Source organism: Microbispora sp. H11081 (assembly GCF_012999535.1).
GTDB lineage: Bacteria > Actinomycetota > Actinomycetes > Streptosporangiales > Streptosporangiaceae > Microbispora.
Genome location: NZ_JABBWV010000002.1, coordinates 390,901 through 412,639, shown reverse-complemented (window position 1 = coordinate 412,639; position 21,739 = coordinate 390,901). Strand labels below are relative to the sequence as shown.

18 protein-coding genes are annotated in these 21,739 nt (G+C 73.0%); 11 read left to right on the top strand and 7 right to left on the bottom strand.

Annotation, left to right across the window (positions count from 1 at the left end; translation table 11 throughout):
- Positions 1-89 precede the first annotated feature (89 nt).
- From HHX31_RS06975 to HHX31_RS06965, 3 genes are read left to right on the top strand one after another with little or no spacing between them, the layout of a single operon-like run.
- Positions 90-2,174, top strand: coding sequence for an N-acetylneuraminate synthase family protein (locus HHX31_RS06975; RefSeq protein WP_311931636.1), 2,085 nt, complete (start codon positions 90-92; stop codon positions 2,172-2,174).
- Positions 2,171-3,121 (top strand): glycosyltransferase family 2 protein, encoded by a 951-nt coding sequence (locus tag HHX31_RS06970; RefSeq protein WP_169946222.1) that lies wholly within the window; start codon positions 2,171-2,173, stop codon positions 3,119-3,121. Before HHX31_RS06975 ends, HHX31_RS06970 begins: the two co-directional genes overlap by 4 nt.
- Positions 3,114-4,388 carry a polysialyltransferase family glycosyltransferase gene (locus HHX31_RS06965; RefSeq protein ID WP_311931635.1) on the top strand — a complete coding sequence of 425 codons (1,275 nt, stop codon included), beginning with the start codon at positions 3,114-3,116 and terminating at the stop codon, positions 4,386-4,388. Before HHX31_RS06970 ends, HHX31_RS06965 begins: the two co-directional genes overlap by 8 nt.
- Here the strand turns inward: HHX31_RS06965 and HHX31_RS06960 are convergent.
- Positions 4,377-4,988 carry a helix-turn-helix domain-containing protein gene (locus tag HHX31_RS06960; protein WP_169946220.1) on the bottom strand — a complete coding sequence of 204 codons (612 nt, stop codon included), beginning with the start codon at positions 4,986-4,988 and terminating at the stop codon, positions 4,377-4,379. The genes HHX31_RS06965 and HHX31_RS06960 overlap by 12 nt on opposite strands.
- Positions 4,989-5,050: 62 nt before the next feature.
- Here HHX31_RS06960 and HHX31_RS06955 point away from each other — a divergent pair, with 62 nt between their 5' ends.
- Both HHX31_RS06955 and HHX31_RS06950 read left to right on the top strand, forming a co-directional pair.
- Positions 5,051-6,283 (top strand): benzoate/H(+) symporter BenE family transporter, encoded by a 1,233-nt coding sequence (locus tag HHX31_RS06955; protein ID WP_311931634.1) that lies wholly within the window; start codon positions 5,051-5,053, stop codon positions 6,281-6,283.
- A 206-nt stretch (positions 6,284-6,489) separates the two neighbouring features.
- Positions 6,490-8,145 (top strand): TIGR03767 family metallophosphoesterase, encoded by a 1,656-nt coding sequence (locus HHX31_RS06950; RefSeq protein WP_169946219.1) that lies wholly within the window; start codon positions 6,490-6,492, stop codon positions 8,143-8,145.
- A gap of 7 nt (positions 8,146-8,152) precedes the next feature.
- Here the strand turns inward: HHX31_RS06950 and HHX31_RS06945 are convergent, their stop codons facing one another.
- Positions 8,153-9,616 (bottom strand): class I adenylate-forming enzyme family protein, encoded by a 1,464-nt coding sequence (locus HHX31_RS06945; protein ID WP_211589372.1) that lies wholly within the window; start codon positions 9,614-9,616, stop codon positions 8,153-8,155.
- The gene (locus tag HHX31_RS06940; RefSeq protein WP_169946217.1) at positions 9,600-11,153 is read right to left on the bottom strand and encodes an NAD(P)-binding domain-containing protein; all 1,554 of its coding nucleotides are present in this window, start codon (positions 11,151-11,153) and stop codon (positions 9,600-9,602) included. The genes HHX31_RS06945 and HHX31_RS06940 overlap by 17 nt, the downstream gene beginning before the upstream one ends.
- Positions 11,154-11,215: 62 nt before the next feature.
- Between HHX31_RS06940 and HHX31_RS06935 the strand changes: the two genes are divergently transcribed.
- The gene (locus HHX31_RS06935) at positions 11,216-12,721 is read left to right on the top strand and encodes an aromatic amino acid ammonia-lyase (RefSeq protein ID WP_169946215.1); all 1,506 of its coding nucleotides are present in this window, start codon (positions 11,216-11,218) and stop codon (positions 12,719-12,721) included.
- 73 nt (positions 12,722-12,794) lie between these two features.
- Here HHX31_RS06935 and HHX31_RS06930 read toward each other — a convergent pair whose 3' ends face one another.
- Positions 12,795-13,802: a LysR family transcriptional regulator gene (locus HHX31_RS06930; RefSeq protein WP_169946213.1), complete on the bottom strand. Its 1,008-nt coding sequence runs from the start codon at positions 13,800-13,802 to the stop codon at positions 12,795-12,797.
- Between the two features lie 195 nt (positions 13,803-13,997).
- Between HHX31_RS06930 and HHX31_RS06925 the strand changes: the two genes are divergently transcribed.
- From HHX31_RS06925 to HHX31_RS35555, 3 genes are read left to right on the top strand one after another with little or no spacing between them, the layout of a single operon-like run.
- The gene (locus HHX31_RS06925; RefSeq protein ID WP_169946211.1) at positions 13,998-15,149 is read left to right on the top strand and encodes an epoxide hydrolase family protein; all 1,152 of its coding nucleotides are present in this window, start codon (positions 13,998-14,000) and stop codon (positions 15,147-15,149) included.
- Positions 15,146-15,295 (top strand): hypothetical protein, encoded by a 150-nt coding sequence (locus tag HHX31_RS06920; protein WP_169946210.1) that lies wholly within the window; start codon positions 15,146-15,148, stop codon positions 15,293-15,295. The genes HHX31_RS06925 and HHX31_RS06920 overlap by 4 nt, the downstream gene beginning before the upstream one ends.
- The gene (locus HHX31_RS35555; protein WP_211589371.1) at positions 15,292-16,638 is read left to right on the top strand and encodes a fumarylacetoacetate hydrolase family protein; all 1,347 of its coding nucleotides are present in this window, start codon (positions 15,292-15,294) and stop codon (positions 16,636-16,638) included. Before HHX31_RS06920 ends, HHX31_RS35555 begins: the two co-directional genes overlap by 4 nt.
- A 41-nt stretch (positions 16,639-16,679) precedes the next feature.
- Here the strand turns inward: HHX31_RS35555 and HHX31_RS06905 are convergent, their stop codons facing one another.
- On the bottom strand, positions 16,680-17,495 hold the full coding sequence (locus HHX31_RS06905) for a helix-turn-helix domain-containing protein (RefSeq protein ID WP_169946209.1): 816 nt from the start codon (positions 17,493-17,495) through the stop codon (positions 16,680-16,682).
- A 102-nt stretch (positions 17,496-17,597) separates the two neighbouring features.
- On the opposite strand from HHX31_RS06905, the gene HHX31_RS06900 reads away from it, so the two are divergent.
- The gene (locus tag HHX31_RS06900) at positions 17,598-18,431 is read left to right on the top strand and encodes an SDR family oxidoreductase (protein WP_169946208.1); all 834 of its coding nucleotides are present in this window, start codon (positions 17,598-17,600) and stop codon (positions 18,429-18,431) included.
- 49 nt (positions 18,432-18,480) lie between these two features.
- Here the strand turns inward: HHX31_RS06900 and HHX31_RS06895 are convergent, their stop codons facing one another.
- A complete protein-coding gene (locus tag HHX31_RS06895; RefSeq protein ID WP_169946206.1) occupies positions 18,481-19,686 on the bottom strand; it encodes a DUF6716 putative glycosyltransferase in 1,206 nt (401 codons plus the stop codon).
- Complete coding sequence (locus tag HHX31_RS06890; protein WP_311931633.1) at positions 19,683-20,732, bottom strand: hypothetical protein; 1,050 nt, start codon at positions 20,730-20,732, stop codon at positions 19,683-19,685. Before HHX31_RS06890 ends, HHX31_RS06895 begins: the two co-directional genes overlap by 4 nt.
- Before the next feature lie 99 nt (positions 20,733-20,831).
- Here HHX31_RS06890 and HHX31_RS06885 point away from each other — a divergent pair, with 99 nt between their 5' ends.
- Complete coding sequence (locus HHX31_RS06885) at positions 20,832-21,650, top strand: aldo/keto reductase (protein WP_169946204.1); 819 nt, start codon at positions 20,832-20,834, stop codon at positions 21,648-21,650.
- Positions 21,651-21,739 lie beyond the last annotated feature (89 nt).

Genomic DNA, 21,739 nt, shown 5'->3' with positions numbered 1-21,739 from the left:
GAACGAAAGGACCTGCTGGCTAGTTTTCGGGACACCCCGGCCCACCTGGGTCACACGGGTTCCCGATGTCGCAGGTAGAGGAGTCACTCGTGCGAGTGCTGGCCGTCGTCCCCGCCCGTGGAGGCTCGGTGGGCGTCCCCCTGAAGAACCTGGAGAAGGTGGGCGGCGTCCCGCTCGTCGCCCGGGCCGTGGACGCCTGTCTGCGCGCCGAACTGGTGGACGACGTGGTCGTCAGCACCGACCACGACCGGATCGCCGAGGCCGCCACGGCCGCGGGCGCCCGCGTCGTGCGCCGTCCCGCGGAGCTCAGCGGGCCGGCCGCCTCCAGCGAGACCGCCGTGCTCCACGCCCTGTCCGAGCTGTCCGGCGAGGAGCCGGAGATCGTCGTGCTCGTCCAGTGCACCAGCGCGTTCCTCGACCCCCGCGACCTCGACGCCGCCGTCGCGAAGGTGCTGGACGGCGAGGCCGACTCGGTCTTCTCCGCCACCGAGACCTACGAGTTCGTCTGGACCGGCGCCGGCCGCGGGGTGAACCACGATCCGGCCGTGCGCCCCCGCCGCCAGGACCGCGAGCCCCACTACCGCGAGACCGGCGCGTTCTACGTCATGCGCACCGGCGGCCTGCGCGAAGGCGGCCACCGGTTCTTCGGCAGGGTCGCGGTCCAGCCGGTGCCCGCCAGGCACGCGGTCGAGATCGACACCCCGGAGGACCTGGAGATCGCCCGGGCGCTCGCCCCGTTCGTGGACGAGCCGCTGCCCATCGACGTGGACGCGGTCGTCACCGACTTCGACGGCGTGCACACCGACGACCGCGCGTTCGTCGACTCCGATGGCCGGGAGATGGTCGCCGTCAGCCGCTCCGACGGGATGGGCATCGCCCTGCTGCGCCGCGCGGGCGTGCGGGTGCTCGTGCTGTCGACCGAGCGCGACCCGGTCGTCGCCGCCCGCGCCGCCAAGCTCGGCGTGCCGGTGGTGCAGGGCCTCGGCGCCAAGGACGGCGCGCTGCGCGAGTGGCTGGCCGCCGAGGGCCTGGACCCCGAGCGGGTGGCGTACGTCGGCAACGACGTCAACGACCTGTCGTGCATGGCGATCGTCGGCTGGCCGGTCGCGGTGCCCGACGCCCACCCCCGGGTGCGGGCCGCCGCCCGCGTCGTGCTGTCGGCCTCCGGGGGCTCCGGGGCCGTGCGGGAGCTGTCCGACCGGGTGCTCGCGGCCCGCCCGGCCGCCGCGCTGGAGACCGTCCCCGCGCCCGTCATCGCGCCCGTCATCGCGCCCGTCACCGCGACCCGCCACCTCGCGCAGCCGCGGCCGGTGCGGATCGGCCGGTCGCTGGTCGGCCCGGGGCAGCCCGTGTACGTGATCGGCGAGATCGGCATCAACCACAACGGCGACGTCGACATCGCCCGCAAGCTGATCGACGTGGCCGCCGACGCCGGCTGCCAGGCCGTGAAGTTCCAGAAGCGCACCCCGGAGATCTGCGTGCCGCTCGAACAGCGCGACCAGATCCGGCAGACGCCGTGGGGCGAGATGACCTACATGGAGTACAAGATCCGGACCGAGTTCGGCGCGGACGAGTACGGCCACATCGCCAAGTACTGCGAGGAACGCGGCATCGACTGGTTCGCCTCGCCCTGGGACGTCCCGTCGGTGGAGTTCCTGGAGGACATGGACGTCGTCGCGCACAAGGTCGCGTCGGCCTCCGTGACCGACCACGAACTGCTGCGCGCCCTGGCCGCCACCCGCAAGCCGGTCATCCTGTCCACCGGCATGTCGACGATCGAGGAGATCGACGCGGCGGTGGAGATCCTCGGCACCGAGCGCCTGGTGATGATGCACGCCACCTCCACCTATCCGCTCCCGCCGGAGGAGGCGAACCTCCGCATGATCACCACGCTCCGGCAGCGGTACGGCGTGCCGGTCGGCTACTCGGGACACGAGCGCGGCCTGCAGATCTCGCTGGCCGCGGTGACGCTGGGCGCGGTGACCGTAGAGCGGCACATCACCCTCGACCGGGCGATGTGGGGCTCCGACCACGCCGCCTCGCTTGAGCCCACCGGCCTGGAGCACCTGGTCCGCGACATCCGCATCATCGAGACCTCCCTCGGCGACGGCGTGAAGCGCGTCTACCCGGGCGAGGAGGCCCCGCGGGCCCGCCTGCGCCGCGTCACCGCATGATCACACTCTCGGTGGTCGTGCCGGTCCGGGACGGCGAGGCGTACCTCGGCGACGCGCTCACCTCGCTCGTGCGCAACCGCACGAGCGAGTTCGAGACCGAGGTCGTGATCGTGGACGACGGGTCCACGGACGCGACCGCGGAGGTCGTCGAGGACTTCCGGCGCGACCTGCCGGCGCTCACCGTCGTCCGCAACCCGGCCCCGCTGGGGCTGGCCGGCGCCCGCAACGCCGGGCTGAAGCCGGCCGCGGGCCGCTACGTCACCTTCCTCGACGCCGACGACTGGCTCGCGCCCGGCTACCTGCCCCGGCTCGTCGCCGCCATCGACGGGCTCGGCTGCGACTTCGTCAGGGTGGACCACGTGCGGGCCGAGGGCCGCAGGCGGGAGACGCAGCGGGCGCCGCAGGCGCGCCGCGGCGTCGTGCTGGACCCCCGCGACGGCATCCTGCCCGCCGGCGAGAAGACCATGGTCGACTACCCCTACGCCTGGGCCGGGATCTACCGGCGCGAGCTGGGCGACCTGCTGACCTTCCCCGACGGGCTGCACACCGCGGAGGACCGCCCGTGGATCTGGCGGCTGCACCGCCTCGCCCGGTCGTACGCCGTGGTCTCCCTCGCCGGGGTGTTCTACCGGCGGGGGCTCACGGCCTCCCTCACCGGCATCGGGGACGAGCGGCAGCTCCACTTCTTCGACGCCTACGAGATCGTGCTCGACGAGACGGAACCCGAGTTCCTGCCGAAGGCCGCGCGCAACCTGTGCGCGCTGCTCGCCCACCACGTCGAGCTGGCCGGCCGGTTCGCTCCCGCCGTACGCGACCGGTTCGACGAGCGGGCGCGGGCGGCGCTCGCCCGGCTGCCGCGCGAGACGCGCGCCGAGGCCGTCGGCGGCCTCGAACCCGAGCGGGCCGCCCTGCTGGGTCCCTATCTGCCGGGAGGGCCGGGTGCCTGACTCCACGCTGTTCTACGCCTCCACGCTGTTCGGCGCGATGACGCTCGCGGCGGCGGCCGACGAGGGGCGGTTCCGCGGCGGGCCACGGGTCCTGCTGGTGTCGAACAACGCGGCGATCCCCGAGGTGACCCCCGCGCTGGACGAGACGCCGGGGTTCGCCGCGCTGCGTGACAGGTTCGACCACGTCCTGTCCTGGAACGAGATCATCGCGCCGCTGCATCCGTCGGACTGGAAGCCGCGCTCGATCGAGACGCCCATGCTCGGCCGCCTGCTGCGCGGCCTGCTCGGCGAGCCGGGCGAGCTGGTGCTCGAGTCGATCGCGGTGCCCCCGTCGCGTACGCTCGCGGGCCTGGTCAGGGACTGCCCGATCAGCGTCTACTCCGACGGCCTGATGAGCTACGGGCCGACCCGCGACCCGCTGCCCGGGGAGATCGCCGGCCGGATCACCCGGCTGCTCCACCTCGACCTCGTCCCCGGCCTCGTCCCCCTGCTCCTGGCCGAGCACGGCGTGCCGGCCGAGGCCCTGGCGGACGTGTCGTTCACCTCGGTGACGGGCCGGGTCGCGGAGGCGGCGGAGGCCGCGCCGCGCGCCGACGCGGTCGTCCTCGGCCAGTACCTGTCCGCGCTCGGCCTGGTCACCGCGGCCGAGGAGGCCGCGCTGCACGAGCGCCTGCTGCGCGGCGTGGCGGCGCGCGGCCACCGCACCGTGCTGTTCAAGCCGCACCCCGCCGCCGGGCGGCGGCACGCCCGCGAGCTGCGGCCGGTCGCCGCGGAGCTGGGCGTCGAGCTCCTCGTGGCCCCCGCGGCGACGCCCGCCGAGGCGTGTTTCGCCGCGCACCGCCCCGCACTGGTCGCCGGATGCTTCTCCACGGCGCTGGTGACCGCGCGGCGGCTGTTCGGCCTGCCCGTCGCGGCCGCCGGCACCGATCTGGTGCTCGAACGGCTCACGCCGTATGAGAACAGCAACCGGATCCCGGCGACGATCGTGGACGCGGCGCTGCCCCGTCTTGAGGCGGACGGCACGATCACGGAGCCGCCCGCCGCCGACCTGCCCGCCCTGGTCGCGGCCGTGGGCTACTGCATGCGGAGCACGGCCCACCCGGGGCTGCGCGAGACGGCCGCGGCCTACGTGCGCGCCCATGGGCCCGCGCGCTACTTCAAGAGGCGCAGGCTGGAGACGCTGGGCCTGATCGACCCCCCGCCGCCCCCGCCCGCACAGCCGCCCGCGCGGCCGGTCTCACGCCTGCGCCGCCTGCTAACCCGCTGACGACCGCCGGGCAGCGCCCTCGGGAGCGCCCCCGGCGGCGGCCGCAGGGTCGTGGGGGGTGCGGATGAGGAGGATCGCCAGCGCCTCCTCGCCGCCGAGGGCGGCGTAGACGTGGGGGACGTCGGAGGCCCACGAGAGGTGCTCCCCCGGGCCCGCGGTCAGCGGCGCGGCGGCGGGGCCCGTCCTGATCGTCCCCTGGACGACCGAGAGGTGCTCGGTGACCCCCGGCGGATGCGCGGGCGAGGTCTGCTCGACCCCGGCGAGGATCCGCAGGCGCAGCATCTCGTAGGTCGCGCCCGGCTCGCGGAACACCTCGAGCAGGGTGGAGACGACGGCCCTGCCCCGCACCGGAGAGGCGTCACCGGCCGGGGCGCCGGGGTCCAGCGTCAGCGCGCTCATCGGCACCGACAGGGCGGCCGCGATCGCGTACATCGTCTCCAGCGTGGGGTTGCGGGTGCCGTGCTCCAGCCCGGAGACGGTGGCCTTCCCGACGCCGGCCCTGCGGGCGAGCTCCGACAGCGACAGCCCGCGCGCCTCACGAAGCCCGCGCAGCCGCCGCCCGATGGCCGGGTCGAACCGGCTTGTCCCATCTTCACCCACCTGGCTATGGTGTCACCTGAAATCGTTCCGTAAACGGAACGATCGGATCAGGGGAGGCGCGGGTGCGGAATCTGCAGCCGGTGCTCGCCGGGCTCGTCAGCGCCGTCGTCGGTTACGCCAGCTCGTTCTCCGTCGTCCTCGCCGGACTGGGGGCGGCCGGGGCCGACTCGCGGCAGGCGGCCTCCGGCCTGCTCGCGCTGTGTGCCGGCATCTCCGTCGCCGCCGCCGTCCTGTCCGTGCGGTACCGCATGCCCATCGCGATCGCGTGGTCCACTCCGGGCGCCGCGCTGCTCGTCTCGGCCGGGCACGTGGCAGGCGGGTACCCGGCGGCCATCGGGGCCTTCGCTGTGTGCGGGGTCCTGACCGTGCTCGCCGGGCTCGTCCCGTGGCTGGCCCGCGGCGTCGCCGCGATCCCCGGCCCCATGGCGGCGGCCATGCTCGCGGGCGTCCTGGTCCCGCTGTGCACCGCCCCCCTCCGCGCTATGGCGGACGTCCCGCTGCTGGCGGGGCCGGTCATCCTGACCTGGGCGGTGCTGGTGCGGTACGCCCGCCAGTGGGCGGTCGCCGGAGCGCTCGCCGCGGCCGTGGCCGGCCTCGCGATCAGCGGCGCGGCGTTCCCCGCGGCGTCCCTGCGCCCCGACCCGGTGTTCACGATGCCGACCCTGACGCTCCCGGCCGTCGTGGGGATCGCGCTGCCGCTGTTCCTGGTGACCATGGCGGGACAGAACGTGCCGGGGGCGGCCGTCCTGTCGACCTACGGCTACTCCGTGCCGCTGCGCGGCGCACTGGTGACCACAGGGCTCGTCAGCACGGCCGCCGCGCCGTTCGGCGGGCACGCCGTCAACCTCGCCGCCATCACCGCCGCCCTGACCGCCGGGCCCGACGCCCACCCCGACCCGGGCCGCCGCTGGATCGCCACCCTGTCCCTCGGCGCCGGACAGCTCGCGCTCGGGCTGGGCGCCGCCTTCGCCACCGCGCTCGTCGTGGCCTCACCTCCCGTCCTGGTCACCGCCGTGGCCGGGCTCGCGCTCCTGCCCGCCCTCGCCTCCTCGCTCGCCACCGCCTTCACCGGTCCCGACCTGCGGGAGGCGGCGGCCGTCACCTTCGTCGTCACCGCCTCGGCGACCTCCATCGCGGGCATCGGATCGGCCTTCTGGGGGCTGATCGCCGGCTCGCTCGCGCTCCTGCTCACCCGGCGCCGTACGGCACCGCCGCCGCCTGAGCCGCCCGCGCCTTCAGCGCCGCCGGCCGAGCCGGCGCCGCGCGCGGAGGCCGAGCCGGCCCGCCCGGTATAGGTGACGCTTCGGCAGCGGCTGAGACGGCTCTTCTGAACGGCGGTGAAGCGGCGGGCTTCCGGCCCGTTGCCGCCCGATGTCATGTCGCCCGCGGCTGTTTCCCGGCGTCAGATGGCTGGACGGCGTTCCCGCCGTGTTAGGCCGGCGGTCATTCCCGCTGTCAAACATCCCCAGTGGACGTTCGCCTCGACGCCACTGGGGAAATCATGGATTCCGCCCTCAGCCGCCGCGCCTTCCTCCTCGCCTCCGGAGCGACCGCCTCCGGTGTCGCGCTGGACCTCGCGCTGTCCGCCGCCCCCGCCGCCTCGGCCGTCGCACCCTCGGCCGTGGCGTCCCTGACGACGGTCGGCGCCGTCGCCAGGCCGCACGGCGCCGGCGGATACCGCAGGCTGTCCGACGGCCCCGGCTGGCGCCGGGTGACCCGCACGGAACTGGCCGGCGCCAGGAAGGACAGAGCAGACCGCCGTACGCCGCTGGCCTGCTTCGTCCAGCTCACCGACCTGCACATCACCGACACGCAGAACCCGCAGCGCTACGAGTTCCTGCGCGGCGCGGACCTCGGGTCCTGGCGCCCGCAGGAGGCGCTGACCGCGGTCGGCGCCGTCTCGCTGATCGAACGGATCAACCAGCTGCGGTACGGCCCGGCCACCCGCGCGCCGATCGGCTTCGTCATGACGACGGGCGACAACACCGACAACAACTCCCGGATCGAGATGGAGTGGTTCCTCACCGCCATGAGCGGCGGCCGCTTCACCCCCGGCACCGGCGACCCCGGCGCGTACGAGGGCGTGCAGAACTGCGGCCTGGGCCTCTACTGGCAGCCCGGCTCAGGCCTGCGCGACATCGACAAGCGGGCGGGTTTCCCGCGTCTGGAGGGCTTCCTGGAGGCGGCCGTCCGCGAGGTGAGCAGCCCCGGTCTGGCGGTGCCGTGGTATTCCACCGCCGGCAACCACGACCGGCTCTTCGGCGGCGCCTACTCCCCGGCCGGCGGCTTCTTCGCCGACCTCGCGACCGGCTCGCGCAAGCTCTTCGACCTGCCCGCGTCCGAGGCCGGCGCCGTCTACCGGGCGCTGCGCCGGGGCGACCCCACGGGCGCCCGCTTCCGCGCCGTGTGGAAGCGCTACCGGAGCAGGACCCGCACGGTCACCGCCGACGAGCGCCGCGCCCCCCTGAGCCCGCACGCCTACGTCGCCGCCCACCTCGACCCGGCGTACACCGGGGCGGGACCCGTCGGCCACGGCTACACCAGGGACAACCTCGACAGCGGCCGGCTGGACTACTCCTTCAGGATCGCCGACCGGGTCGTCGGCGTCAGCCTGGACACCACCGACCGCGGCGGCGACTACCGCGGGTCGGTCGGCACCCGGCAGCTCGCCTGGCTGGAGCGGACTCTGAAGGCCCACGCGGACGACATCGCGCTGATCTTCAGTCACCACCCGAGCTGGGCCATGACCAACCTCACCCCCGACCCGGCACGGCGTGGCGAGCGGCGCCACGGCGGGCAGGAACTGCTGGCGGTGCTGAGAAGGCACCGCAACGTGGCCGCGTGGATCAACGGCCACTCCCACCTCAACAGGATCGTCCCCCAAGGGGGGTTCTGGGAGGTCTCCACCGCCTCCCACGTCGACTACCCCCAGCTCGCGAGGGTCGTCGAGCTGGCCGACAACCACGACGGGACGCTGTCGCTGTTCACCACCCTGGTGGAGTCGGCCGCACCGCACCGCACCGACTTCGCCGACCTGTCCCAGAGCGGCCTGGCCTCGCTCTACCGCGAGCTGTCGTTCAACTCCCCCGGCACCAGGAGCGGCCTGGCGGGCCTGCCCGGTGACCGCAACACCGAGCTTCTGCTGAGGAAGCGCTGACGGGCGGTCAGGGGGCTCGCGACGTCAGCAGGCGCTTGTCCGGTTTGCCGTTCGGCGTCAGCGGCACCTCGTCGATGACGGTGAAGGTCGCGGGAACGCACTCGCCGCCGAGCCGCTCGCCGACCAGCGTGCGCAGCGCGTCGAGGTCTGGGGTCCGGTCCGCCGCCGGCACCACGAACGCGTGCACCGCCTCGCCGGTGTCCTCGTCCGGGGCTCCGACCACGTACGCCTCCGCGACGTCGGGGGAGGTGGCCAGGACCCGCTCGATCGGTCCGGTGTAGTGGAGGTTGGCGTTGACGATGACGACGTCCCGGGTCCGCCCGGCCAGGTACAGCCGTCCGTCCTCGTCGAAGTGGCCCAGGTCGCGGGTGCGCACCCACCCGTCGACGAACACCTCGGCGGTCTCCGCCGGCTCGGCCCAGTAGCCGACGGCCTGAGCGGGAGTGCGGACGTACAGCTCGCCGTCGGCGCCGGGCGGGACGGGCCGGCCGTCCGCGTCCCGGATCTCGACGTCGACGACGCCGGGCGGGACCCCGACCGACGGGGGGACGTCCCACGGCGTCGCCATGGAGATCGTGCCCGTCTCGGTCTGCCCATAGCCGTGGAACACGACAGGGCCGAGCACCTCGGACGCCTCGCGGAGCCTGGACGCCTCCAGCGGCGACCCGGACACCATGAGCGCCCGGAGGCTGCTCAGGTCGGCCGGGGCGGTGCGCTGGGCGGCGACGAGTCTGTACAGGCGGGGCACGGTGATGACGCTGGCGGTCGCCCGGTGCCTGGTGATCGCCTCGGGGAACGCGGGCGGGTCGGCGACGACCATGGTCCCGCCCGCGGCGAGCGTGAGCACGCCGTACTCCATCATCACCTGGCTGCTCAGCGACCCGAACACCAGATAGCGCCCCAGCCGGGAGGCCAGTTCGCGGATCGCGGGCGGCCACGCCGCCGGGCGGGCCGTCCAGGCCGCGTCCATGGCGGCGTAGGTCTGCGCGCACGCCTTGGGCGTGCCGGTGCTGCCGCTGGTGTAGACGAGCCTGGCGACGTCCCGCGGCCGGCCGGACAGGCGCAGCGGACCGTCCCCGGCGGGCACGGCCAGCAGTTCCGCGACGGTCAGCGTGCGCCGCGCGTGCTCCGGGCCGGTGGCCGCGTCGGTCACGACCGCGGTGACGTCCTGGTGGAGCACGTGGCGCAACTGGTCTCGGGGCAGCCCGGGCCGCACCCCGACGGCCCGGGCTCCCACGACGTAGACGGCGATCGTCGCGGCGAACGCCTCCGGGGTGACGCCGAGCACCATGGCGAGGCCGTCCCCCGGCCCGACGTCCGCGGCGCGCAGCCCGGCCGCGATCCGCCGGACGAGGCCGAGCATCTGCGCGCCGGTGACGGCACGGGCGCCGTGCTCGAAGACGGGCCGGTCCCCGGCCGCGGCCAGGAGGTCCAGGACGGCACGCGGGTACGGTTCAGCCGGCGTCGGCAAGGCACTCCTTGACGAAGACGGCCAGCGGCTGCTGGTGCACCTGCGGCAGGTTCCACTCGTTCTCCAGGTTCTCCGCGAGGTGGTGGACGCCGGCCGGCGCGCCGTCCCGGTAGTGCCGCACCACCGGGTGCAGGTAGCTCGCGTCATGGGCGTTGACCGCGTCGTTCTCGACGACCCTCGGCACCGAGATGTCGAAGGGGTCGACCGCGTCGTGGTCCGCGCCGTACTCCAGGGTGACGACGAACGTGTGCGGGGCACGGCCGAGTCCGCCGTCCGCCACGTACGCCACCGGGACCTCCTCCTGGTAAAGCGCGGTCTCCCCGTCCACGACGACGACGTCGCCGAGCACGCCGAACTGCTGCCACAGCGCCGACGAGCGGTTGACCCTTGCGATGATCGCGTCGGCGATCGCGTCAGGGGTGGGCTCGACCCGCTCGGCCGGCCAGGCCGCGCCGTGATACCGGGCGGTCAGGATCCGGTAGAGCGCGCGCACGCCGTACCGGAAGCCGTGGATGAACCCGCTGGTGGCCCTCTTGAAGTCGCGTTGCTGGGTGAGCGTGCCGGCGAAGTACAGATCGGGCACGTTGACGGACTCGTACGCCGGCGTCTGCTCGGGGAAGCGATCGTCGATGACCAGCGCGGGCCGGCAGCCGTCGTCGAAGATCGAGGCGTCGAACCGGAAGCCGGTGCAGACGATCACCCGGTCGTAGAACAGCTCGCGCAGCGCCTCCACCGTGCGGGCGTAGCGGAACATCACCCGGTAGCCGCCGTCGGCACGGCGTTCGATGCTCTCCACGGTGCCGTCGAGCACCGAGTTCTGGGACTTCAGCTGGTAGCTGTCGAGGAAGTTGTTGTTCACCGCCCGCAGGTGCCCGACGTAGTGCGACTGCCAGGCCATCCTGATGGAGTGCGGCCCGGCCACGTGGATGACCGCCGCCTGCTCCATGAGCGCGTCGGCGGTCTCGAACCCCGAGTTGCCCTTGCCGATCACCAGGACCCGCTGGTCGGTGAAGGACCGCGGGTCGGTCTCGAACGTGTCGTACCGTTCGGCGAGTTCGATGCCCGGGATCTGCGGGACGTACAGCTGAGAGACTCCGGTGGCCACGACCAGCCGCCGCCCCCGCCACGAGCGTCCCTCGCGGTCGGTGACGGTGAACCCGTCGTCGTCCCTGCCGATCCGGAAGACGTCGACGCCGTACCGCACCCGGACGCCGTTCGCCTCCGCGTAGTCGGACAGGTAACGCACGAGATCGTCGGCCTGCGGGAAGTACTTCTCGCTGTAGCGGGTGAACAGCAGGCCGGGATCGTCGCTCAGCAGCGAGTTCCAGTCCATCCGCAGCCGCAGCTCAGGGTCGTCGTACCCCGTGTGCACCTTGTTGATGGAGATCAGCTGGCGGTGCCGCGGGAACCGGGTGAAGAAGGTGCCCGGGCCGGCTCCGCGCTCCAGGACGACGTAGTCGTGACCGCCGTGTTCGAGCTCCGCGGCGAGCTGTAGCCCGGCCGGTCCTGCCCCGATGATCAGGTAGTCATGCGCCATGAGCCGGAAGCTACGTACGTAATCTCATAGGTTTCTGAGAATCGGCTGCCTACAGTCCGGGCATGCCCGCCGCCGAAGCCACCATCGACCTCAGCGCTCCGCTGCGCTCAGCCGACCTACGCCGCGCCGCGACACCGGTGTCCGTCGTGGTCGGCGCGTCCGTCCGCGACCGCGTAGAACGCGGCCGCGGCTTCCTCCGCGACGTGCGGGAGGACGAGCGTCCCGTCTACGGCGCGACCACCGGATTCGGCGCCCTGGTCGGGTTCGCCGGCCGGGAGGAGGAGGCCGACCAGTGTGACAACACCCTGGCCCACCTCGGCGCCGGGCAGGGGCCTGACCTGGCCCATGACGTGAGCCGGGCCGCGATCCTCGTGCGCACGTGGTCGCTCGCCCAAGGGGCGTCCGGGGTCTCCGCGCACGTGGTCGACGGGCTCGCCGCGATGTTCACGACGACGTTCGTCCCGGCGATCCCGCGCTACGGCTCCGTCGGCGCGAGCGGCGACCTGATCCCGCTCGCCTACGCCGCCCAGGCGCTGCGCGGCCGGGGACAGGCGTATCTCGACGGCGCGCGGCTGCCCGCGGCCGAGGCGCTGCGCCAAGCCGGGCTGACCCCGCTGACGCTCGACGGCCGGGACGCCCTCGCTCTCGTCAACGGCACCTCCCTCACCACGGCCGCGACCTCCCTCGCTCTGGACAGCGTGCGGTCCTCGCACCGCGCGCTGCGGGCGCTCACCTGCCTGCTGGTCGACCTGCTCGGCTGCGACCCGGGCTTCCTCGACCCGCGCCTGCTCGGCGCCTACGGCCATCCCGGCGCGATCGACGTCGCCGACGGCATGCGCAAGACCCTCGCCGGGATCCAGCCGGCCGGCACGCGCCCGCTGCAGGAGCCGTACAGCATCCGCTGCTCCCCGCAACTGCTCGGCGCCGCGGAGGACGCACTGCGCTACGTCGACGGTGTCGTGGCGGCCGACCTGTCCAGCGTCAGCGACAACCCGCTGTTCTTCCCCGACGACGACCTGGTCGTGCACGGCGGCAACTTCTTCGGGCAGCCGGCCGCGTTCGCCGCCGACGTCCTGGCGATGGTCACCGCCCAGCTCGGCAACCTCGCCGAGCGGCAGCTCGACCTCCTCGTCGACCCGGCCCGCAACGGCGGCCTGCCCCCCATGCTCGCCGCCGGGCCCGGCCGCCAGCACGGGATGCAGGGGGTGCAGCTCGCCACGACCGCGTTCGTCGCCGAGATCCGCCGCGCCGCCGTGCCCGCCAGCACGCAGAGCCTGCCCACCAACCTGCACAACCAGGACGTGGTGCCGTTCGGCACCCAGGCCGCCCTGCGCGCCTACGACATGGCCGAGCTGCTGCGGCTGCTCTGCGGGTCGCTAGCGGTGGGGTTGCGGCAGGCGGCGCACGTCGGCGCCCGCCGCCCCACGGCTTCCGGCTGCGCGGCGCTCCTCGACGCCCTGGCCGAGGCGATCCCCGCGGTCGATCCCGACCGCCCGCTCGACGCCGATGTCCGCAGAGCCGCCGACCTGCTCACCGGGACACCTGCGCTGGGGTCTGTACAGGACTGAGAGGAAGAGAGACAGAGCCGTTGGTTCGGACAGACCTCAGCCGTGTCCTGGCGGATGCCGTTGAGCAGGCTCTTCACGGGACTTCGGCTTGGTCCGGCCGGGCAGGTGGCCGGTCCGTCATCTCCGGCGGCACGGTGACGGAGGACGAGGTGAGTTCACGCCCCGGTGACGGCGGATGCCGGCGCGTTCGTCGCAACTGGGTCTCGGCGTGTTTGCAGAAGGCCGCGACCAGGTGGCTCCGGTCGCCGGCGCGGGTGGCGAGGACGACCTGGCTCGGTTCGACGTCGCGCAGCGGGATGGTGGTCAGACCGGGATGCAGGCCGGTGGCGTGGTCAAGGGGCGGGCCGATGGCCACGGCCTGCCCCGCGGCGATGAGTTCGTGCTTGTCCTCAAGCTCCTCGACGAGTGGGCCGTCCGGTGCCGGGCGCCCGTCGGGGCGAGGGTCCATGCGCCAATAGGCGTTCAGCAGGGGATCGGTCTGTCGCACGTGAGGGATCGGCTCGTCGGCTATGTCGTCGAGTGTGACCGACTCCCGGCCGACGAGTGGGTGATCGAGCGGTACGACCAGGACGCGGGGCTCGTCGTAGAGGACCGTGACGCGTAGCTGGTCGGTGGCGAACGGCAGCCGGGTCACGACCGCGTCGACGCGATGGTCGAGGAGCGCTGATCGTGAGTCGTTCCAGGCCAGGAGGCGGGTCTTCACCTCCGCTTCGGGCTCCGCCTTCCGCAAGGCGCGTACGGCCGGGGTGATGAGCAGGCCGCGGGTGTAGCCGACGGTGATCTCACGCGGCCGGGCGGCGGCCCGGGTGCGGGCCATGGCCTGGCCGGCCGAGCGCAGCAGCCCGGCCGCCAGGGGCAGGAAGACCTCGCCGGCCTCGGACAGCCGGGTGCCACGCGTCGTACGGTCGAGCAACCGTACGCCGAGCTGCTGTTCGAGACGCCGGATCTGACGGCTCAGCGACGGCTGGGTGGTGTGCAATGCCTCCGCCGCACGGCCGAAGTGCCGGTGCCTGGCGACGACGACGAAGCACTGCACCAGCCTCAGGTCGAGGTCGACGGGGTCGGGGAATGCGTCAGCCACCCGGCCAGGGTAGTCCACCTGCTGTTATACGCAGATCGTATTACCCATTCCGGAAGTTTCATTGGACGCCGCGAGTGGCGCGGTCGCATGGTGGACCTGCTGAAACCGAGCCCGGCGGGCATCGCCGACCGGCGTGCCTCGACGCCGGAATTTCCGGCCGGGCTATCGACACCGCTCACGGAGAACCCGAAGATCATGGAATCAGGCACAGATCGCCAGGACAGTGTCCTGCCGTTTCACATCGACGTCCCGGACAGTGCGCTGGCCGATCTCAGAGAACGGCTGAGCCGGGTACGCCTGCCCGACCCGGAGACCGTGCCGGACGGCAGCCAGGGCGTGCAGATCAGAAGGTTGCGGGAACTGCTCGACTACTGGGCCACCGGCTACGACTGGCGCAAGATCGAGCGGCACCTGAACGACATCGGCCAGTTCCGTACCACGATCGACGGCCTCGCCATCCACTTCATGCACGTTCGCTCACCGCAGGAGAACGCGACACCCCTGCTGCTGCTGCACGGATGGCCCGGATCGTTCCTGGAGTTCCTGAAGGTGACCGGCCCGCTGACCGATCCCATCGCCCACGGCGGGGACGCACAGGACGCCTTCCACGTCGTCATCCCGTCCATGCCCGGCTACGGATTCTCGGACGCGCCCACCACCAGGGGCTGGAACCCGGACCGGATCGCCGCCGCCTACGCGGTGCTGATGCGGCGCCTGGGGTACGACTCCTATCTGGCTCAGGGCGGCGACTGGGGCGGCGTGGTGGCCACCCGCATGGGCAAGCAGCGCCCGGCCGGCCTGCGTGCCGTCCACGTCAACTTCCCCGAGTTCCTCGCCATGCCGCCGGTCAGCGACGAGCCGGCCCCCGAAGAGACCGCGGCCCTTGCCCAGGGCGACGTGTTCGCCTACGTGCACTCCGGCTATCACCTGCTGCAGCGCACCCGGCCGCAGACCATCGGCTACGCCCTGACCGACTCCCCCGCCGGACAGGCCGCCTGGATCTACGAGAAGTTCCTGGACTGGGCCGCCCCCGACGCGTTCACCATGGACGAGATACTCGACCTCATCTCCCTGTACTGGCTGACCGGGACAGCCGCCTCCTCCTCCCGCCTGTACTGGGAGTACGCCCGGGAGCCCCTCGGGCTGACCGAGCTGGACCTGCCGGTGGGCGTGAGCGTCTTCCCCCACGAACTCACCCGCACACCGCGGATCTGGGCCGAACGCGCCTACCACGACCTGCGCTACTTCAACGACGACATCGCCGCCGGCGGCCACTTCGCGGCGTTCGAGCAGCCCGCACTGTTCGCGGACGAAGTACGCAGGTTCGCGCGGGCGGTGGCGGAGTGAGGACGGTCGTCGTCACCGGTGGCACCGACGGCATCGGTCCGCGCGCCTCCTCGCCCGCCGACGCCCGGCGTCTTTGCGAGTACACCCAGAACCTGCCGGCCGAACGGCAGCGATCGAGCGAGAACATCGAGGTTTCCGAACGATGAAGTGGGTCAGTTACCGATCGTCCGACGGCTCGGAGCGTTGCGGACTGGTGCGGGAAGGCAAGATCCTCGGCCACGCCCCGGGAATCACCTTGCTGGACGTGCTGCGCTCCGGTGAGGGGCTGGAGGCGGCAGGCGCCCTGGTGACGTCGAACCCGGCCGAAATCGTGGACCTGGCCTGGGCGGATGTCCTGGCACCGATTCCCGTGCCTCCGTCGGTCCGGGACTTCGCGGCCTTCGAGCGGCACCTAAGCAACGCGGCGGTCGCCGCGGGCGGCGACGGCACGGTCAGCCCGATTTGGTACGAGGAGCCGGTCTTCTACTTCTCGAACCCGGCCGCGATCCGGGGCCCGCGCGACGACGTCCCCGTTCCGGCGGGGACGAAGTCATGGGACTACGAGGTCGAGGTCGCGGCCGTGATCGCCGACGACTGCTCGGACCTGGACGCGGCGACGGCCGAGAACCACATCGCCGGCTACCTCGTCTACTGCGACTGGAGCGCGCGCGACGTCTCCGCCCGGGAGATGGGTTTCGTCTTCGGCCCCTCCAAGAGCAAGGACACCGCGACAAGCCTCGGCCCGTACCTGGTCACGCCCGACGAACTGCGACCCCACCGGTCGGGCAAGGGATACACCCTCACGATGAACGGCTACGTCAACGGTGAACTGTACGGAGGCGGCAACTGGGGCGAGATCCACTGGTCGTTCGGCGAGATGCTGGCCCACGCATCGCGCGACACCACGTTGCGGGCCGGTGACATCATCGCCAGCGGGCCCGTCGGCACCGGATGCATCTTCGAGCTGTCCGAGCACCGCGACTACCTCGCGCCCGGTGACACGGTCCGGGTCGAGGTGGAGCGACTCGGCGCGGTAGAGGCGCGGATCGTCGCCAAGGGCGAGCAGCCCGTACCCGAGATGACGATCGCACGGAGCATCCTTATCGCCGCTCCCCCGGCGGCCGTGTTCGACGTGATCGCCGATCCTCGCCGGCACGCCGACTTCGACGGGTCCGGCACGGTCGCGGGCACGATCGCCGGCCCCGGCCGCCTGACCTTGGGCTCGCAGTTCAGCGTCTCGATGGTGCTGTTCGACGTGCCCTACGAGGTGACGAACACCGTTCGGGAGTACGAGGAGAACCGCCGCATCGCCTGGGCGCACCCGGGGCAGCACCGCTGGCGCTACGAGCTCGAGGAGGTCGAGGGCGGCACCCTGGTCACCGAGACCTGCGACTTCACCACCTCACCGCGGGGAGAGCGCCTGGCGGCATCGGCCTGGGGCCGGCGGGATGCCGAGGGCATCGAGAAGACCCTGCCGCGGCTCAAAGCGCTGGTCGAGAACGGCGCCTGAACCCCACCAGCTCGGACGCCCTCCAGGCGCCGGTTTCCCGGTCAGGCGGTGGCGTCGAGCGACGCGAGCAGAGCGAGGGCATCGGCCGAGGACGTGCCGGGCTCGGCGTGCAGGAGCATCGCCTCCAGCCCGACGGCGCCGACCACCTGGAACTTCTCGGCCATGAGTTCCAGGGGGCCGACCCGTGGGTGCCGCACCCGGAAGGTGACGCCCTGTGCCGAGCGCACGTCGTGGCGTCCCCACAGATGGCGGAACCGGTCGCTCTTGACCGACAGCTCCCCGATCAGCGCGTGCAGCCGCTCGTCGCCGGTGTCCGTGCCGGCCTGGGCCCGCAGATGGGCCACGGCGACGGCCGTGTACCGCTCCCAATCGGTGTGGTACTCGCGTGCCGCCCGGTCGGTGAACAGTACGCGCAGACGGTTCACGCCCGGCCTCAGGTCCGGTGACAGGGCCCGGGCCAGCCGGTTCGCGGCCAGTACGTCGCTGTACTTGTCGAAGACGAGGGCGGGCACGTTGAGCGTCCGCAGCAGCGCGTCGAGGCCGGGCGGCACGTGCTCGACGGGCCGCCCGCGGCCACGGCGCGGCTTCGGGCCCGCGAGCGACATCAAGTACGCCGTGCTCTCCGCGTCGAGCTGGAGCACGCCGGCCAGCGCGTCGATCACCTGGGCCGAGGGGTTGCGGTCGCGGCCCTGCTCCAAGCGCAGGTAGTACTCGACGCTGATGCCGGCCAGCAGGGCCACCTCCTCGCGCCGCAGCCCTGGCACCCGGCGCTGCCCGTGCCCGGGTGCCAGGCCGGCCTCGGCGGGAGTGACCAGTTCACGCCGCGCGCGCAGGAAATCTCCGAGGGCGTTGTCCACGAATCGAGCGTAGGTGGTCCCGCGCGTCGCCCGGGTGTTCCTCCCACTACCAGGAACACCACCCTCTGGCAGGGTTCGGCAGCAGTCGTGAAGGTTCGTGGCATGACGACACAGACATGGTTCATCACCGGAGTCAACAGTGGTTTCGGACGGGAGCTGGCCCGGCAGCTGCTCGCCCGCGGCGACCGCGTCGCCGGCACGGTCCGGCGGGAGGGCTCGGCCGACGACCTGCGGGCCACGTACGGGGACCGCTTCTGGCTCGGTCACCTCGACGTCACCGACCTGCCGAAGGTCCGCGAGGTCGTGGACGCCGCCTTCAACGACCTCGGCCGCATCGATGTGGTGGTGGGCAACGCCGGCTACGGTCTCTTCGGCGCCGCCGAGGAACTCACCGACGACCAGGTCCTCCACCAGATCACTACCAACCTTCTCGGCTCGATCCAGACCGCCCGGGCCGCGCTGCCGCACCTGCGCGCCCAGGGCGGCGGCCGGCTGATCCAGATCTCCTCGGTGGCCGGGCTGGCGGCGCACGCCGGGGCCTCGCTCTACCACGCGAGCAAGTGGGGGATCGAAGGGTTCATGGAGGCCCTCGCCCAGGAGGTCGCCCCGTTCGGCATCGGTGTCACCCTCGTCGAGCCGGGCGGCGCCCGCACCGCGTTCTCCCGCGGCAGCCTGCGCATCGGCGAGCCGCTGGCCGCCTATGACGGGACGCCGGCCGCGTTCGTACGCCAGTTCAGGAAGACTCAGGTGCCGGTCATCGGTGACCCGGCGCGGATCGCCGCCCGCGTCATCGACAGCGCGGCGCAGTGGCCCGCGCCCCTCAGGGTCGTGCTCGGCAGCGACTCCTACCAGGCGGTCACCGGGGCCCTGCGTCGACGCCTGGAACAGGTGGAGGGCCAGAAGGCCACCGCCGCGGAGACGGACGCCACCGACTGACCGCCGTCGCCGCGGCGCTGGACAAACTCACGAACCGGCCTCTGAGAGCTCAGAGAGCCTTGAGGTAGCGGCGCATGCGGCGCTTGGCGCGGTAGCCGTACCGCAGGACCTTGGGCGGCACCTCCAGGCGCAGCCGGGCGCGGCGGCGGGCGGCGGCGTGCTCCGGCCCGTCGAGCGTCGAGCGGGCCGGCTCCAGGGTGCCCGCGCGGGCCGCGGCGAGCAGTTCCTCCACCCGCCCGGTCCAGTCGGTGGCCGAGGGGTCGTGGAAGTAGTTGGCCGCGCACCACTCCCCGTCGGGGGTGCGGAAGCCGGCCTTCGCCAGGTCGTCGAGGGTGCCGAGGCAGCCGCTGCCCTCGAACACCAGGTTGATCATCTCGGCGCTCACCCCGAAGTCCGACAGCACGAGCAGCGGCACGCCCGCGGCGATCGCCTCCAGCGCGGCCGTGGAGCTGACGGTCACGAACCCGGCGGCGCGGCTCAGGTGCTCGTGCATCGGCCCGGCGGCGAAACGCACCAGGTCGCGCTCCACCCGGCCCTGGCCGGCCAGCTCGGCCCACAGCCGCTCGTAGTGGTGACGCTCGTTGTGCGTCTGCCGCTCGTCGGCGCGGGCCCGCAGCTTGACCACCACGTCCAGGTCGGGCCTGGCCCGCCCGAGCTCGGCCAGGGCGAGCAGGATGCGCTCCCGCTCCTCGCGCCGGCGGGGCACCTTGGCCTGGGTGGCGAACACGACCCGGTCGCGCACGCCCTCGGGGTCGCGCGCGCCGAGATCGAGGTAGGGCAGGCGGGCCAGGGCCACGGCGCCTCCCCCGCCGAGCCGCGCGCCGATCCCGGAGAACTCGGCGACCTCCCGGCCGCTGTGCACGACGAACAGGTCGCAGCCGCCGCGCAGCAGCCACGCCTTCTCCGTCGCGGGCACCGAGATGCCGGGCAGCCCCGACACGAGCACGGGACGGGGCCGCAGCCCGGCCAGCGTCTCCGCCGCCAGCGCGTCCACCACGGGACCGGTGCAGGCCAGCAGCACGGCGTCCGGCCTGAACCGCTCCGCGGCCCGCCGCACCTGCCGGGCCGGCAGCACCGGGGGAAGCCCCGGCGCGCGGGTGCCGCTCACCGCGGCGGCGATCTGCGCCGGAGAGGGGGCGATGGGCGTGCGGACGACGGCCAGATCCGTGACCCAGTCCGGCGGGGCCGAGTCGAGCAGGCCCGCGGCCCACTTCAGATAGGAGTCGGAGTCGGCCACGGCGAGCAGGCGGGTCAAGGAGCGACCTTTCCGGGATCGTGCTGGTCGGACTGGTTGGACTGGCTGGGCCGGCTGGGCTGGTGGGCGAAGAGCTGGAGGTGCGACCGCAGCGAGGGGCCGGCCGAGGCCGTCCACCAGTCGTCGGGGACGTCCACGGTCTCCACCGGCACGCCCCGAGCCGACAGCAGGACGCGCAGCGACGTCACCGCGGTGGACGGCAGGCTCAGGACCCGCTGGCCCGGGCGCAGGTCGCGCAGCGTCATCTCGGCGGGCGCCCCCGCGTCGTACACGGTCAGCCCGGTGATCCGGCGCACCCGGTCGAGGTCGCCTGGATCCTCCCTGCGATGGGGGTAGTACGCGACGGGCTCGTCGATCCGCTCCAGCCAGCGCAGGTAGCGGTCCCTGTGGATGAGCCCGTTGCGTACGAGCGAGGTGCCGAGCACGACCGTGCGCTCCGGCGGCGGCCGGTGGGCGGGCCGGGCGCGCAGCCAGGCGAAGTCGTGCCGGGCGAGCCGCACGCCGGCGCCCTCCACGTCCTCGGCTAGGCCGGGGGGCACGGGGAGCGCGGTGAACACCAGGGGCCCGCGGGTGCGCAGGCGGAACCCGGCGGCGGCGCCGAGCGCCCTGCGGCCGAGACCGTGCCTCCCCCGGGCGCGCAACAGCGGACGCCGCGCGACCAGCAGCTCAAGCAGGCGGATCGTGGCCAGCCCGTCGTCCACCAGCACCGTACGGCCGGGGACGGAGGTGAGCAGGGCGAGCTGGACGCGCCCGGAGAATGCGTCGCCGACCGCCCACGTCCGGCCGGGCCGGGGAGCCCGCTGGGACGGCTCGGCGAGCTCCAGCCCTTCGGGCGGCCCGAGCCGCTCGATCTCGCGGCGGGTCAGCCGCAGCGCGGGCAGCCCCACCCGCGGCACCACCCGGGTGGTGGGACCGAGGAGCCCCGCGTGGTGGGCCTCGACGACGCAGAGCAGCTGCAGCGGGGACTCCACCCACGCGACGGCCTGCTCATGCGCGGCGGCGTGGCGCCGTCCCTCGTTCTCCACGCCCCGTAAAGAAACGTTCACGACGCGCTCACCCTAGCCGTCCGACACGACGGCGGCGGGAACGCCCGGTGAACAGACCCCGAAGAGATCTTCCCAGGGTGTTCCGGCAGCATGGAGGGCATGAACGTCATCACCCTGAACAACGGCGTGCGGATGCCCCAGCTCGGCTTCGGCGTGTGGCGGGTCGCCGACGACGAGGCGGAGAAGGCCGTCGCGACCGCCCTGGAGTGCGGCTACCGCAGCATCGACACCGCGAAGCTGTACCGCAACGAGGAGGGCGTCGGCCGCGCGCTGCGCGCCTCCGGCATCCCCCGCGAGGAGCTGTTCGTCACCACCAAGCTCTGGAACGACGAGCACGGCTACGACGAGACGCTGCGCGCCTTCGACGCCAGCATGGGGCGCCTCGGCCTGGAGACCCTCGACCTGTACCTGATCCACTGGCCTGTCCCCCAGCAGGACAGGTACGTCGAGACGTGGAAGGCCCTGGAGAAGCTGTACGCCGACGGGCGCGTGCGGGCGATCGGGGTCTCCAACTTCACCGTGGACACGCTGGAACGCCTGCTCGCCGAGACCGGCGTGGTGCCGGCGCTGAACCAGATCGAGCTGCACCCGCAGCTCGCCCAGCGGGAGCTGCGTGCCTTCGACGCCGAGCGCGGCATCGCCACCGAGGCGTGGAGCCCGCTCGGGCAGGGTAAGGGCCTGCTCGACCTGCCCATCCTTGCCGAGATCGGCGCGAAGTACGGCAAGACGGCCGCACAGGTCGTGCTGCGCTGGCATGTCCAGCTGGGCAACGTGGTGATCCCGAAGTCGGTGACGCCGTCGCGTATCAAGGAGAACATCGAGGTCTTCGACTTCGAGCTGAGCCCCGAGGACATGGCGGCGGTCGACGGCCTCGACGAGGGCCGCAGGCTCGGGCCGGACCCGGCCACCTTCGGCTGACCGGCGGAGGCGCGGCATTCGCCGCGCCTCCCCACATAACGGACGGCGCGTGACCGGGTGGTCACGCGCCGCACGTTTCCCCTGGGGAA